This window comes from Dyadobacter sp. SRI_021 (assembly GCF_057586235.1).
In genome coordinates this window covers 664,239-680,208 of sequence record NZ_JBYCZM010000005.1, presented here as the reverse complement: position 1 = coordinate 680,208, position 15,970 = coordinate 664,239, and the positions used below count along the sequence as shown (strand labels likewise).

General features: G+C 49.6%; 9 protein-coding genes. 6 read left to right on the top strand and 3 right to left on the bottom strand.

What is annotated here, in order from left to right:
• The 6 genes from AC2YIT_RS19105 to ppk1 form a co-directional block, all read left to right on the top strand.
• Window positions 1-271 (top strand): hypothetical protein (locus AC2YIT_RS19105; protein ID WP_487280191.1); only part of this gene is annotated, 271 nt, incomplete at its 5' end.
• Between the two features lie 205 nt (window positions 272-476).
• Entirely contained in the window at window positions 477-1,349 is an 873-nt protein-coding gene (locus AC2YIT_RS19100) for a ThuA domain-containing protein (protein WP_430845217.1), read from the top strand.
• Window positions 1,350-1,393: 44 nt separating this feature from the next.
• Window positions 1,394-4,558, top strand: coding sequence for a PVC-type heme-binding CxxCH protein (locus AC2YIT_RS19095; protein WP_430845219.1), 3,165 nt, complete (start codon window positions 1,394-1,396; stop codon window positions 4,556-4,558).
• 195 nt (window positions 4,559-4,753) lie between these two features.
• Window positions 4,754-6,448, top strand: a complete 1,695-nt coding sequence (locus tag AC2YIT_RS19090; RefSeq protein ID WP_487280190.1) for a hypothetical protein — start codon at window positions 4,754-4,756, stop codon at window positions 6,446-6,448.
• Window positions 6,449-6,700: 252 nt separating this feature from the next.
• On the top strand, window positions 6,701-8,656 hold the full coding sequence (gene gyrB / locus AC2YIT_RS19085; protein ID WP_430845222.1) for a DNA topoisomerase (ATP-hydrolyzing) subunit B: 1,956 nt from the start codon (window positions 6,701-6,703) through the stop codon (window positions 8,654-8,656).
• A gap of 169 nt (window positions 8,657-8,825) precedes the next feature.
• Entirely contained in the window at window positions 8,826-11,156 is a 2,331-nt protein-coding gene (ppk1, locus tag AC2YIT_RS19080; RefSeq protein WP_487280189.1) for a polyphosphate kinase 1, read from the top strand.
• 4 nt (window positions 11,157-11,160) lie between these two features.
• On the opposite strand, the gene AC2YIT_RS19075 is transcribed toward ppk1, so the two are convergent.
• From AC2YIT_RS19075 to AC2YIT_RS19065, 3 genes are read right to left on the bottom strand one after another with little or no spacing between them, the layout of a single operon-like run.
• Window positions 11,161-13,635, bottom strand: coding sequence for a bifunctional UDP-N-acetylmuramoyl-tripeptide:D-alanyl-D-alanine ligase/alanine racemase (locus AC2YIT_RS19075; RefSeq protein ID WP_487280188.1), 2,475 nt, complete (start codon window positions 13,633-13,635; stop codon window positions 11,161-11,163).
• A gap of 36 nt (window positions 13,636-13,671) precedes the next feature.
• Window positions 13,672-14,808 (bottom strand): magnesium/cobalt transporter CorA, encoded by a 1,137-nt coding sequence (gene corA / locus AC2YIT_RS19070; protein WP_487280187.1) that lies wholly within the window; start codon window positions 14,806-14,808, stop codon window positions 13,672-13,674.
• A gap of 9 nt (window positions 14,809-14,817) precedes the next feature.
• On the bottom strand, window positions 14,818-15,669 hold the full coding sequence (locus AC2YIT_RS19065; RefSeq protein ID WP_430845229.1) for a universal stress protein: 852 nt from the start codon (window positions 15,667-15,669) through the stop codon (window positions 14,818-14,820).
• Window positions 15,670-15,970: the final 301 nt, after the last annotated feature.

Genomic DNA, 15,970 nt, shown 5'->3' with positions numbered 1-15,970 from the left:
GCCAATCCGGGTCGGTTTGGGTGTAGATAACTACATCATAATCTGTATTTTAGATGCCACGCGTCGGAAAGATAGTCCCGAAGAGGAACTCAACATTACAATAAGTGGGCTTAATAGCGTTGACGACGTGCATGTGGACCGGTTAAAAGCAGCGTTACAACCTGGGGACAGGATTCAGATCACGGTGATCGGAGGCGACTATGATCCGCCGCGCAATACCTGGCCGCGAATTACGGAGAAGGATATTGTTGCGCATAAATTGAGGTATTAGTATGCACTGAAAGAAGAATTGAAACAGCATTTGTGCAAATAGAATCTATTCGTTAATTATACCTAACACCCCGCCGATACTCCCAAAACAGGATAACACAGGATGCATTATATTTCGTTTATAATTAACTAGGGGAAAAATTGCATTAAACAGTCTTCCTCATATACCCCTTTACTCACAAAGCTTGAACCTTAATCCATTCATCATGAAATTGAAACAGTTCTGCATGTGCTTCATTTTTGCGGCATTTGCAGTGGTGGCCGGTGTGCACGTAGCGTCCGCGCAATCCTCTAAAAAGAAACCCCTTGTTGTTTTCGTAACGGGTGATCATGAGTACAGCGGCGAAGAAACATTACCGATTGTTGCCGCGGAACTCGAAAAAAACTACGGCATGCGTACCATCGTTCTCAAAGCCTATCCTGATCACAATAGTGAGAAAAATATCCCCGGTCTGGAAGCATTGAAGGACGCGGATCTGGCGGTTTTCTACCTGCGCTGGCGTCAGTTACCGCCCGACCAGCTGGCATTAATTGAAGCATATCTGAAAACCGGTAAGCCGGTAATGGGCTTTCGCACCACGACGCACGCATTCAATTTTCCCAAAGGGCATGAAAGCGAAAAATGGAATGCTTTCGGGGAGTTTGCATTGAATGCGCCTCCGGGATGGGGCGGCGCGGCGAAGCACACGCATTACGGCCATAACAGCAGTACCGATGTCACAGTCATTCCCGAGCAAGCCAAAAATCCGATCCTGACCGGCGTGAAGGGCCCGTTTCATGTCCGCTCGTGGCTGTACCGCGTGCTGCCTGATTATCCTACCAAAGGCTCTACCTGGCTGCTGATGGGTAAATCGGTGAACCCCGATAAGGAGGCAATCGAGAACCCCGTGGCCTGGACAGGTACCAACTCATTCGGCGGAAAAGTGTTCATGACGACCCTTGGCCACCCCGAAGATTTCCGGCTGGAACCTTTCCAGCGACTTGTTATCAATGCGATCCATTATGAGTTGGGGCTGAAAATCCCGAAGGAATGGAAGGGCAAAATGGATATTCAGGTGCCTTACCGAGAGGCCAAATAGTTTTACATAACGCTACCTCAAAACCCAACCTAAAACGTTTTCAAATGTCTAAACCCAAAAAAATCAGCGTTTATTCTTCGCTCATTGCCTTTGGACTGGCAGTTATTGCATTCAGCGCGTTCCAGCTGAACCAGCCAGCGCCGGTGAAAATCGGCAAGGGGACGCATATTTCACTAATCGGTAATAATCTGGGTTCCAGGATGATGAATTACGACAACTTCGAAACGGAGTTGTATATGCGTTATCCGGACGAGAACCTTATTATCCGTAACATGTGCGATGGTGGTGACACGCCCGGCTTCCGCCCGCATGCAAGCCGCAATACGCCGTGGGCGTTCCCGGGAGCCGAGAAGTTCCAGACAGAGCTGGCCAATCCTTCCGAAAGCGAAGGACATTTCGAAACGCCCGATCAATGGCTCACTCGCTTGAAAACCGATGTAATTGTTTCTTTTTTCGGTTACAATGAGTCGTTTGAAGGTAAGGCAGGTCTGGCTAACTACAAGGCGGAACTCGATGCGTTCATCAAATGGACATTACAGCAGAAATACAACGGTACTTCTGCGCCGCAGCTGGTAATCGTTTCACCGATCGCTTTTGAAGACCTTTCGGCTAAGTATGACCTGCCGAACGGCAAGAAGGAGAATGAAAATCTCCTGTTGTACACCAAAGCGATGAAAGAAGTAGCTGATCAGAACAAAGTACTCTTTGTCGACGCCTTCACCCCATCTCAAAAGTGGTATGCCGAAACGAAAGAAGACCTGACGATCGACGGATCGCAATTGAATGCGGAAGGTTATAAAAAACTGGGCGTCCTACTGGTAGACAAAATTTTCGGAAAGGCCCCGGAAAAAGCTAAAAACAGGGAGTTGGTACATGCGGCTGTCAACGAAAAGAACTGGATGTGGCATAACGATTTCAAAATCCCGAACGGGGTACACGTCTATGGCCGTCGTTACAATCCTTTTGGTCCGGATAACTATCCCGCGGAGATCGAGAAGATCCGCCAGTTGACCGATATTCGTGACCAGGCGATATGGCTGGCAGCTTCGAAGGGGGAGAAGATGGATCTGGCCGCGGCTGACAAAAATACCCGCACATTGCCGCAGGTAAAAACTAATTTCAATCCAGATAAAAATGGTAGCCTTACGTATCTGTACGGCAATGATGCATTAGCGAAACTGAAAGTGCCTGCTGGCTATAAAATTGAGCTTTTTGCCTCCGAGCAGGAATTCCCCGATCTGGCAAAACCAATGCAGATGTCTTTCGACAACAAAGGACGCCTCTGGGTAGCGACAATGCCGAGTTATCCGCATTACAAGCCGGGCGACTCGAAGCCGAACGACAAGATCATTATTTTTGAAGACACCGATAACGACGGAAAGGCCGACAAGCAAAGCGTTTTTGCAGATGGCCTGCATTTGCCGTTGGGTTTTGAAATTGCTAAAGAAGGTGTGTACGTTTCGCAGGGTACCAACCTGAAATTGCTGACCGATACGAATGGCGATGGCAAGGCAGATAAAGAAGAGATTCTATTGAGCGGCTTCGACGACCACGATACCCACCATAACAGCCACGCATTTACGGTGGATCCGTCCGGCGCTATTTATTCCGGTGAAGGGGTATTTCTGCATACCAACGTGGAAACGTCGTATGGCCCGGTGCGTGCTACCAACGGCGGTTTTTACCGTTATGCTCCTCAGTTGAAAAAACTGGAACGTACGGCCCAGCTTTCGATCCCGAACCCATGGGGTATCGCATTTGATGATTGGGGCCAGCCGTTTTTTGCAGAGACATCGAGCCCCGATGTGCGCTGGATGCTCCCTGGCAGCGTTTTGCCGCGTTACGGTGAAGCTACCCACAAATCGGTGCAGCTGGTGGAAGACAAGCATCGCGTACGCCCGACGTCCGGTCTGGAATTTGTATCGAGCCGGCATTTTCCGGATGATATTCAGGGTGATTTTCTGATCAACAATACCATTGGTTTCCTGGGAACCAAAGAGCACACGCTGACCGACGACGGCACCGGCTATAAGAGCCACCATCGTCAGGACCTCGTCGTGAGTGAAGACCGCAACTTCCGTCCGGTGGATATGGAGTTTGCTCCGGATGGCTCATTATATGTGATCGACTGGCATAATATCCTCATCGGGCATATGCAGCACAATGCACGTGACCCGTTGCGTGACCACTCGCACGGCCGTATTTACCGCATTACGTATCCCTCACGCCCGCTGGTAACGCCTGCGAAAGTGGACGGAGCAAGCATTGAAGAATTGCTCGATAACCTCAAATTACCCGAATACCGGACACGCTACCGCACCCGTCGTGAGCTGCGCGGCCGTGATGCTTCTCAGGTTTTGGCCAAACTGAATACCTGGGTGGCTAACCTGGACAAAAAGGACCCGCGTTACGAGCATCATTTGCTGGAAGCTCTGTGGGTAAGCTGGGGTCTGGACAAAGTGGATCAGAAGCTTTTGAAGCAGGTATTGAAAGCAAAAGACTATCATGCCCGCGCAGCAGCCGTGCAGGTGGTGCGCTACACGGGCCACCAGGTACCCGACCAGGCGGATTTGCTTATGCAAGCGGTCCGTGACGAGAACAGCCGTGTACGCCTGATGGGCATCGTAGCAGCGTCGTGGATCGGTAAAGAAAAAGGCCTGCCGATTCTGGCTGAGGCTAGGAAAAAGCCGCTCGACGACTGGATGATCCACGCACAGGAAGCTGCGGAGGCACACCTCAAAGGCGAAAATGTGAAACAGGAAAAGAAGAATGTGGCTACTACCAGTCTGAAAGGGAATGACCTGGTCCTGTTCAACCAGGGACGACAGATTTACGCAAAAGAGGGTTATTGCGGCACTTGTCACCAACCAGACGGTAAGGGCCTCGAAGCATCCGGTTTCCCACCACTTTCGGGCCCATGGGTTACCGGAAGCGACGAACGATTGATCAAGATCGCATTGAAGGGGCTGCTCGGGCCGATTGAAGTGAATGGCAAAAAGTACCCTGGCCAGGTTCCTATGACACCTTTCGCAGGGTTGCTGAAAGACGATGAAGTAGCGGCGGTGTTAACCTATGTCCGCAATTCATTTGGAAACAAAGGGCCGGCTATCTCTCCCGAAAAAGTGAAGCAGGTACGCGCTGCTACTGAAGCTAAAAAAGACTTTTATTCACCTGAACAACTTTTGAAGGATCATCCGATGGAGAAGTAATGCGGCTGGTACGATAATTGCTATACTTTTTGAGAGCGGAGATTTTTTCTCCGCTCTCTCTGTTTTTATCGCAATTTATTCGTCGATTTTCGGTTACTAAGAAAAGCAAACTATCTTACGAATCGAGGCGATAAAGATTTAGATTTGCTTATAACTCATCCGAATCTATCATATAACACACGTTACGGCTTTACTATGCTTCGATTTTTATCAATTGTCGCCATCCTCACAGTTATTCTGTTATTTTTTCTTTATAATCTCCATTTTTCGGTCGATTTTCCCTATCAGGACGATTTTTTGTTTATTCAGTTCATTGAAGCAATTACAGGCGACAATACGAGTTTCAGCAAAGTGATTGAGGAAATGTTCCGCACTTTCAATGACCATAAAGCGGCGGTTCCAAGATTCATTTCTTTAATTGATTATGAACTTACAGGGCATTTGCATTTCCGGTTTTACATTGCTCTTGGGACATTAGCCGTGACTTACATTTGCTATTTTCTTTACGTCAACTTTCGTAAAGCAGGGTTGCCGCTCTATTATTTTATTCCCGTTCCGCTTGTGCTCTTCCAACCCATGTACTATGAGGTTTCGAACTGGGCACTTACAAGTTTGCAGCACCCTTTCCTGACAGCCTTTCTTGCCGCTGCCATCCTGCTTGTTTCCCGGGGGACAAAACCTGCCTTTTATGGGGCTATTCTGTGCTGTTTTCTGGCGACTTTTACACATGGTAACGGGATTCTGAGCTTTCCTGCGATCATTTTCTTTTATCTATGTCACAAAGACTTCCGTAACGCGATTCTGACAGGCGTTTTCATGTTTGCTTGTCTCTGGATCTATATGTCGGGTTATGAGTCCGGCCAGGCGGTGAATCTGCCTAAAAACGGATTGCAGTTCTTCTCATCGCTTTTCGGCTTTGTGGGTGCTTCGATGTCGCTGTGGGCGATGCCGGAGCTGTTCTCGGCGATCTGGGGTTTCCTGATCATCGTGTGTATGGTACTGGTTACGATCCGTGTAGCCAGTGTTTATTTTAAGAAGTCCATGCCGGTCAAACCCGGTACAATCGAATTGCTTTCGTTTTTTGCATTCATTTTTATCTCAAGCATGGTTGTTGCGCTATTCCGGTCCTGGGCGGGTAGCACACTTGCCAGCCGCTTCCAGATGTATGCGGCTCTTTCTACGGCTGTTTTTTATATTCTCCTGTTGTTTTATACCAATTGGTTGCGCACAAAATGGGTTTTTGCGACCGTTCTCGGTTTCAGTGTTTTTTATTGGGCTTATTGTTACTACCGGTTCACTGGGAACGTAGCGCGACAGAGAACTGCGCTACTCGCAGATGTTTACAATTGGCAAAACAACCGGAGTATGTTCTCCGTCGAGAAATCCATTGTCAATTATGGAAGTTTTTATTTGATTCCCGGATATGAAAAAGGGTTCTTCCGGCTTCCCGAACCGGTGATAGAAAAAAAAGAACTGGATGCAATGTTTGCTAAAAAGGGGGCGGTAAAGGATAATGAGCTGTACCTTGAGACCTGGAAAGTCCATCGGGTAGCACGGGAAAGAGTAGAAGAACTGACCCACTATTTTGTATCCAGCAATGTTTCACCACAACGGAAGCATTTTTGGGACGACCGGTTCCTGGCGATAAAAAGCACTGCTACGGACTCGACTTACCTGATCAGTGCAAATCCCAAAATAGAGGCACGCAAGAACATCATCACAAAGGGGCACTACTATAAGAGCGGTTTCAATACCATGCTGCGCGAGAACGATCTCGGCCCCGGAACCTACGAGCTCGGCATCCTGGACGTATCCGGGGATGGCAGGAAGACTTTTTACCGTCTCGACAGGAACCTCATCTGCACCGGCGACGGGTACTCGCTGCGCTAATTCCGGAGGGCCGGATGTTCATCCGGCTGAGACACTGGAGAATAGGTATTGACAGGCTTACGCTGTTATTCCCCAACATAGAAATATCATATTTCTGCGTCTCTCGCCCGCCAGCCGGTGTTCGGTTCGAAGGGCGCGTCGGATGGCAGGTTTGCCATACGTTTTGCTAGGTAAAACCATAAAAAATTCGTATCTTTACGTGCTTAAAAAGCCAGATAATGGTTCTTTTTATCCAAGTGTAAAACAAACTATATGTCAAACGAAGCAGTGCTAGAAGTAAACAGCTATTCGGCTGAAAATATCCAGGTTCTTGAAGGTTTAGAGGCCGTTCGTAAACGACCGGCCATGTATATCGGTGACACTGGCTTCAAAGGAGTTCACCATTTGATTTGGGAGGTTGTCGATAACTCTATCGACGAGGCGATGGCGGGTTATTGTGATACGATCAACGTCACCGTAGAGCCCAATAACTCAATCACTGTAAAAGATAACGGTCGCGGTATCCCCACCGGAATGCACCCCAAGGAGAAAAAGTCTGCTTTGGAGGTGGTATTGACGGTATTGCACGCCGGTGGTAAATTCGATAAAGACACTTATAAGGTTTCGGGTGGTTTGCACGGGGTAGGGGTATCCTGCGTGAACGCGCTTTCCACGCACCTGCGCGCGGAAGTACACCGGGAGGGCAAAATATTCGAGCAGGAGTTCAGCGAAGGTAAGCCGCTTTACCCGACCCGTGTGATCGGTGAAGCTGAGGATACCGGAACGATTATCCACTTCCTGCCCGATGCTACGATATTCTCCGTAACGGAATACAAATACGAAACCATCGCAACCCGCTTGCGCGAGCTCTCTTATCTGAACAAGGGTATCCGCATTACGCTGGAAGATAAACGTGAAGAGGACGAAAACGGCAAATTCCGCGGCGAAGAGTTTTACTCCGAAGTAGGTTTGAACGAATTCGTGACCTACCTGGATGCTACCCGCCAGCCTTTGATCCCCGAGCCGATCCACATGGAAAGCGACAAGGGAGCTATTCCCGTAGAAGTGGCGATGATGTACAACACGTCGTATAGCGAGAACGTGTTCTCGTATGTGAACAACATCAACACGATCGAAGGTGGTACCCACGTATCCGGTTTCCGTGCCGCATTGACGCGTACTTTGAAAAACTACGCTGAAAAGTCAGGTATCCTGGCGAAGGAAAAAGTGGAGATCAGCGGGGACGACTTCCGTGAAGGACTTACTGCCGTTATTTCCATTAAAGTGGCCGAACCGCAATTCGAAGGTCAGACCAAAACCAAACTGGGCAATAGCGAAGTAACCGGCGCGGTGAGCCAGGTAGTGGCCGAAATGCTCGAAAGCTACCTCGAAGAGCACCCGAAAGAAGCCCGCGTGATCATCGACAAGGTGATCCTTGCCGCCAAAGCCCGTATCGCAGCGAAAAAAGCACGCGAAATGGTGCAGCGCAAGAACGTACTCACCGGAACCGGCTTGCCCGGAAAGCTTTCCGACTGTTCCGAAACCGACCCGAATGTCTGCGAACTATACCTCGTGGAAGGGGACTCTGCGGGTGGAACTGCCAAGCAAGGCCGTAACCGTGCATTCCAGGCGATCCTGCCATTACGTGGTAAGATCCTGAACGTGGAAAAAGCACAAGAATACAAGATCTACGAAAACGAAGAGATCAAGAACATGTTCACTGCCATGGGTGTGCAGATAGGGAAAGACGGCGACGAGCGTGCATTGAATATCGACAAGCTGCGTTACCACAAGATCGTCATCATGACCGATGCCGATATCGATGGTAGCCACATCCGTACGCTGATCCTGACGTTCTTCTTCCGCTATATGAAGATCCTGATCGATAATGGTTATATCTACATCGCTCAGCCGCCATTGTACCTCGTGAAAAAAGGCAAGGAAGAGCGTTACTGCTGGACCGAACAACAACGCGAAGAGGCGGTACGTGAGATTGGTGGCGGTAAGGAAGATTCGGTGAACGTACAGCGTTATAAAGGTCTTGGTGAAATGAATGCCGAGCAGCTGTGGGAAACGACGATGAACCCTGAGCGCAGAAGTTTGAAACAGGTTTCTGTGGAATCAGCTGCCGAAGCGGATCACCTGTTCTCGATGCTGATGGGCGACGAGGTAGCTCCCCGCCGCGATTTCATCGAGAAAAACGCGAAATATGCCCGCGTCGACGTGTAGTCATTAGCTTAAACCGCAATATTGGAACGGATGGCTGTGAAACACGGCCATCCGTTTCTTTTTGGAACGAAAATTTAACACAAACTTCATCGGACCGAAAACAATAGATTGTTTAGATTCGTTGAATTTTTATTGCCATCCTGATACACCTTTTTAATAGCATAACGTTATGTCTGGCTCATCCGACAATATATATAGCAATGAAAAACGAAGTAAGCTGACTAATTTGTTCGCATTGTTCAAAAGTCCGAAGGAACCGGCGGCGGCAGAGGACGCCAAGGCAGTCAGTTCGTCGGAAAAAGCCAATACCCAAATGCAGCAAAGCGACCTGATCAGCAGGGACCTCAGCTGGATGAAATTCAATGACCGTGTGCTCGATCAGGCGACCAACGATGAACGTAACCTGTTCGACCGACTCAAATTCCTCGCTATTACGTCGTCCAACCTCGATGAATTTTTTACGATACGAGTAGGTAGCCTTTACAATTACCTCGATTTCGGCAAGGAGCGCCTCGATTACTCGGGTTTGCGCGAGATCCCTTTCCGCAAGGTATTGATGAGGGAAGTACATGACTTTGTGCGCCGGCAGAACGAATGCTACAAGAACCAGCTGATGCCGCTTTTTGCGAGCCATGGTTTCCGCATTATCGGGATGGATGAGGTTACCCGCGATGAGCACATTGCCGTAGAAGAGTACTTCGATCGTACGGTGTACCCCATGCTGACGCCGATGCTCTTCGATTATACACACGCGTTCCCTGTCCTGCTCGCGAAAGTACTTATCCTGGGTGTGATCACGCAGGTGAAAGGCACCACTTCCGAAGAAGACAGAAAACTCTCATTTGTGCAGCTTCCGCCCAACTTGCCGCGTTTCTATGTAATCGAGCGAGAGGACGAGCTGTTATTCCTGCCTATTGAAAATATTGCCAAGGCGCATATCAACAAGTTGTACAGGAATGTCGATATCGTATCGGCGAACCTGTTCCGCATTATCCGCAACGGGGACTTTACCCTGGAAGAAAGTGATGATATAGAGGCAGATTTTATCGACGAAATCAAGCAAAAAATCAAAAGCCGCCGTTTAGGAAGGGTAGTGCAGGTTTCGATCGAGCCTGATGTGAACCCGGACCTGCTGAACCTTATCAAAAAGCGTTGGGAGATCGACGATCATAACGTGTTCATGACCGATGCCCTGATCGACTACACCGCGCTCTGGGGTATTATCCGGCACCCGGAATTCAAAGACCAGATTCCGCCGACCCGCCCGCCTGTGCCGCCGCTGGGGCTCGAACGTGAGCGTATTCCTGATATTTTCGAGGTAATGCGGGAGCGGGATATCCTGCTGCACCATCCTTACAACAACTTCGAGCCGGTATTGCAGCTGCTGGAACAAGCGGCGGAAGACCCGAAGGTGTTGTCCATTAAACTGACGATTTACCGCCTCGCTAAGAACTCACGCGTGACGGAAGCGCTCCTGCACGCAGCCGAAAATGGCAAGCACGTAGCGGTGCTGTTCGAGGTGAAGGCGCGATTTGACGAAGAAAACAATATCAAGGAAGCGCAGCGTCTGCAAAAGGCGGGTTGTTTCGTGATTTACGGTATTGGTTTGCTTAAAACTCACACCAAACTGCTGCTTATTGTTCGCAACGAGGGCAACCGGGTATTGCGTTACGCGCATTTGTCGAGCGGTAACTATAACGAGGATACCTCCCGTTTGTACACGGATACCGGGCTTTTGACGTCCAATGAGGAATATACTCACGACATTTCGGAGTTCTTCAATGTCATTACCGGGCATTCGATCCCGTCGGAATATCAAAACCTGATCACCGCCCCACGCTACATGCGTGCGAAGCTGATCGAGCTCATCCAGCAGGAAGCGGAGAATGCAAAAGCGGGGTTAAAGAGTGGTATTTGTATTAAAATAAATTCCCTCGAAGACCGCGACACCATTTATGAGCTGTATAAGGCTTCCGAGGCAGGTGTACCCATTAAGCTGATCGTCCGCGGCATGTGCTGCCTGCGGCCGCAGCGGAAGGGATTAAGTGAAAATATCACCGTCCGCTCGCTGGTAGGTGACTTTTTGGAACATTCCCGTATTTTCTACTTCCATCAGAACGGTAACCCGCTGGTGTATGGAGGCAGCGCGGATGCGATGGTGCGCAGCTTCGACAAACGCATCGAGTCGCTTTTCAAGCTCGTCGACCCGCGTGTGCGCCAGGAAGCGATCCATATTTTGTATTACAGTCTGAAAGACAACGTGAATGCCTACGAACTGCAAGAGGACGGCAATTACATGAAATGCGAGATTGAAGAAGGCAGCGAACCGTTGAACGTGCATCAGGCATTCTATGATGTTACGCTGGATCAGGTAATGGCTACGCATTTGTTCGAGGAAGAGGATCTCCGGGTCGAAAACAAGGAGAAAGAAAAAAGCGCTACTCCCGAATCTGACGGTGCAGATGCTGAAGTAGCGCAGCAAGCCGAAGCCGGCCAGTAAGGTTTTATTCTTTGAAAAATACACGCTTGACGCGGTCCCCAATACCCGTCAGGATCTCATAGGGGATGGTGTGGATGGTTTTCGCTAGTTCTGTAATAGGAACTTCCTTGCCGAAAACAATCACTTCATCCCCTTCTTCTACCTGGGCATGCGTGACGTCGATCATGGTCATGTCCATGCACACATTGCCGATCGTAGGGCACAATGTGCCATTTACCCATACTTTACCTACGCCATTGCCCAGGCCGCGGTCGTAACCGTCGGCATAGCCGATCGCCAGTGTGGCAATGGCCGAATCGTGGTCGACAACACCTTTGCGGCTGTATCCCACCGTTTCGCCCGAAGTGAGGTATTTAACCTGTGAGACAATGGTTTTCAACGTGCCCACCGATTGCAGCGAGCGCTGGTCTTGCCCGGTAGCTTCCACGCCATATAATCCGATGCCCAGCCGCACCATATCGAGGTGGTATTCGGGGAAACGGACGATTCCGGCCGAGTTCAGGATGTGTTTAATGGTTTTGTAGCCCAAAGTCTGCTCGATCAGCTCCGCACCTTCGATGAACTGCGCATATTGCTTTCTCGAAAACTCATTGTGCACACCTTCATCGGCGCCAACCAAATGGGTGAAAATGCTCGCTACCTTCAATGCAGGGTTCGCGCGAAGCTGAGCTACCAGCCATTCATAATCATCCTTCACGAAACCGAGGCGGTGCATGCCCGTATCGAGTTTCAAATGCACCGATGGCGTATTGGCCGGCTCACTTTTTCTGGAAATGTATTCGAGCCAGTCGGTGAGGATGCGGCGGCTGTAAATTTCCGGTTCCAGTTTGTACTGCCACAGCAAGTCGAAAGTAGGCAGCGTCGCATTCATGACCATAATAGGTAATGTAATACCGCTTTGGCGCAGCATCACACCTTCGTCGGTGTAGGCTACGCCGAGGTAATCTACGCGGTGGTATTGCAGCAATGCGGCTACTTCCGAACTGCCGCTACCGTAGGCGAATGCCTTCACCATGGCCATGACTTTGGTGCCCTGTCCGGCTTTTGCGCGGTAGTAGTTCAGGTTGTGTACCAATGCATCGAGGTTGATTTCGAGCACGGTACCATGCGCTTTTTGCTGAATGCGGTGCACGATTTTCTCAAACGAAAAAGGTCGCGCGCCCTTTACGAGCACGAGCGTGTCCGCGAGGGTGTGGAAAGCAAATGTTTTAAGGAAAGTATCGGTATCGTCGTAAAACTCCTGCTCGGGAATATCGAACAACGACGCCTGGCTGCTGATCTGCCTGCCGATGCCGATCAGGCGGTCGATGCTTTTCTCGCTCAGCAGGCGTGAAACCATCTTGTACAGTTCAGTAGGCGTCTGGCCGGTTTGGAGCACATCCGAGAGGATAACAGTCTTGCGGTTTCGCTGCTCTTGCTGTGCTAGAAAGTTCAATGCCATCGACAGACCTTGCAAGTCGTTATTATAGGCGTCGTCGATAATATAGGAGTGGTTAATACCCTCTTTGAGCTCCAAACGCATGGAAACCGGTTTGAGCAACAGTATTCTCTCCTGGATCACTGCTGGTTCAAGTCCGAAATCGAGCAGGAAAACAATGCAATGCGTCAGGTTTTCGAGCGAAGCGTCGTCGCGGAAACCGGTCTCGAAAGTATGACTGCCGAGCTTCCCGGTAAGGGAAATTACGGTTTTGTCTTTTTGCGGAGTGTATGTCACCTGCACGTGCGAGCCTGAATAGTTGCTTCCCCAGCTCAGCGTTTCAAGGAATGCATTCACCGGTTTCAGGATCAGGCTGATTTCCTCGTCGATCTCATGATAGTCTTTTCTGTAAATAAGCTTTTTGACCTTAGTAAAAAGGCGCAGCTTTTCGGTAATCTTCTGTTTGCGGCTTCGGAAACCGTCGTCGTGTGCAGGGCCGATATTGGTGAAAATGCCGATCGTGGGCTGCATGACCGGCTGCAAATACTCCATTTCATGCGCTTTGGAAATACCCGCCTCAAAGATCGCCAGCGAATGCTCTTTGCTCAGGTTCCATACCGAAAGCGGCACGCCGATCTGCGAATTGTAGCTCTTGGGGCTGGCGACAATGCTCCGGCCTGGCGACAGCAGCTGCACGAGCCATTCTTTGACGATCGTCTTGCCATTACTTCCCGCAATGCCCACCACCGGAATGTCGAATTGCTTTCTTTTGGAAGCCACCAGTTGCTGCAATGCACGGATGCTCGATGCTACCACCCAGATTTGCGCGTCATCCCATGTGGCAGCGGTTTCTCGCAGCTCGCCGGTAAATGCCGCTTCTTCCACCACAAACTCCCGCACACCCGCGGCATAGAGCTCGGGCAGGAAGCGGTGGCCATCGTGGCGCTCACCTTTAATGGCAAAAAAGATACTCTGGCCTGGGAAAGAAACCTGACGGCTGTCGGTCAGGATGTACTGGGCTTGTGTGGTTACAATGGGGGATGTATTGACGGTAAGACTCATTCCAATGCTCGTTAATCAGAGCACAAAGGTATCAATCTACATCCATTTTTTAGTTTTGAAATAAAATATCATCCCTATCGTGACGGCGACCATCAATCCCCATACATAGTAGTAGCCATTGGGATCTTTCAGTTCTGGCATAAACTCGAAATTCATCCCGTAAACGCCCACAATAAACGTTAGCGGCATGAAAACAGCCGAAAAAATGGTGAGCGTTTTCATGACCTGGTTCATGCGGTTGCTGATTGTAGATAAATGGACGTCCACCAAACTCGCCACGAGTTCCCGGTAGGAATCGATGGTGTCGAGTACCTGCATGATGTGGTCGTAAAGGTCACGGTAATAGGGGATTGCCTCCTTGCTGATCTGCATATTATCCTCCCGGATGAGCTGGTTCACCATATCACGGAGAGGCCATATCTGCCTGCGGGCAAGGGTAAGCTCGCGTTTTAATGCGTACATATCTTTGAGCGAAAGCTCCTGCACGCCCCGGATCACCTGGTCTTCAGTAGCGTCGAGGGCATCCCCGAGTTTTTCCAGCACGATAAAATAGTTGTCGACTACCACGTCCATCAATGCAAACAGCAGGTAATCGGGCCCGTTTCGGCGGGTTTTGCCGACGGACGCTTCCAGCCGGTTTTCGACGGTCGTAAATATGTCGGAGGTGAGCTCTTCCTGAAACGACAGTACGAAATTTTTACCTAACACAAAACTTACGTGCTCGGAGGAAATGCTGATCGGTGATTCGGAATCGACGTGCAGCATTTTCAAGGTCAGGAACAAATGCCCGGTGTCGTACAATTCCAGCTTGGGCTTGTGCTCGGTATTCACGACGTCTTCGAGCAGCAGCGGGTGCAAATGGTATAATTTCCCCAGTTTCTCGATAAGCGGGATTTCGTGAATGCCGTCGATATTCAGCCAGGTCGTAAAATTTTCACCATTTTCGGCAGACCTGCATTCATCAAGCGATTTCACGGTCTCTTCCTTATACATGTGCTCGCTGTACCTGATCCTGCGGATTTTGGTCTTCAGACCAATATCCGGACCGATATAGGTAAGCGTGCCCGGCGAAGTGAGCAGGCCACGCTTACGGTACTTTCTGGATTTTCTACCGCCGTTCCGGGTGTTATGGGGGCCGGTTCCGGCAGGTTTTTCGTGCTCTGTGCCGTTCAAACCAATTTGCTATTTGAGGTGAAACACCAGCAAAGGTACGTGTGTATCCACAACGAGCTTGCGTGTAATGCTTGGATTGATCAGATATTCTTCAATAAATGATCGCTCGCGGGTAGACATGATCAGCAGATCGGCCCGTACTTCATCGCAATACGCTTCAATACCGTCGAGCACGTGCTTCGCTTCCCGGATCACAATCTGGCCTTCGCGGATCGTGAAATGCGATTTGATTTCGGCAATATACTGGTTGTCAGGCTGAATGTCCGGTTGTGTGTCGGAGTTGATTTTCAGTAAGGTAAGGTCGGCACCGAGGTGGTTCATCAGCACGAACACTTCGCGGAGGATATTGTTTTCCTCGTATTCGAACTGGGTGGCATAAACCACTTTCTTGAATTTCGTAGGCTCCGTTTGAGGAGGTACTACCAGCACCGGACAAGGCGAGTTGAGCGCAATATGCGTTGCCGAACTGCCGATCAGCTTATCGAGGAAGCCGCCGGTACCTGTCCGCCCGATCACGATCATATCCGGTACATGATCGTTAATTGCCTCTTCAATGGCCGACTGCACGCTTCCGAGCGTCCATATTGCCTTCGCATTGTAGCCTTCTGTAACGAGATTTGCGACATATTCATCAAGCCGTTTATGAAACTCTCCTTCCAGCTCAGAGGTCATTGCCAGAAAATCGGCACCACCGACGCCCGGCATCACGTTACCGGGTGTTACGTTTACGTCGGCTATATAAGGCTGATAGGCGTGCAGGACCAGCAATTCGGTCGCTTCTTTTTCGGCAATCAGTTTTGCTGCGGCCAATGCACGCTCGGCATTCTCCGAAAAATCAATGGCAATCAGGATACTTCTCATGTCGGGTTGGGTTATGTTTTGGGTATGGATTGTCCTAACATATCGATTTTAGTGACCTGAATCAAGGATTTTTGTCATCTTTTGGCCGCGGCAGGGTCTCTACTGTATCTGAGGCGGTGTCCCAATGCGTTGCAGGAGAGATTTAATGCGGGGGTAATCTTGGAGGTTTCAAATTTTGTGCCAAATTGTATGCTGATTAGCCGCTATCAGCCTGTCCCGTATGGGCGATTCTCAGTATATTTTGCATTTGTCCAATAGGTTTATGGTTTTGAAGTAAACGATTGGTTATTTTATTTTTTCT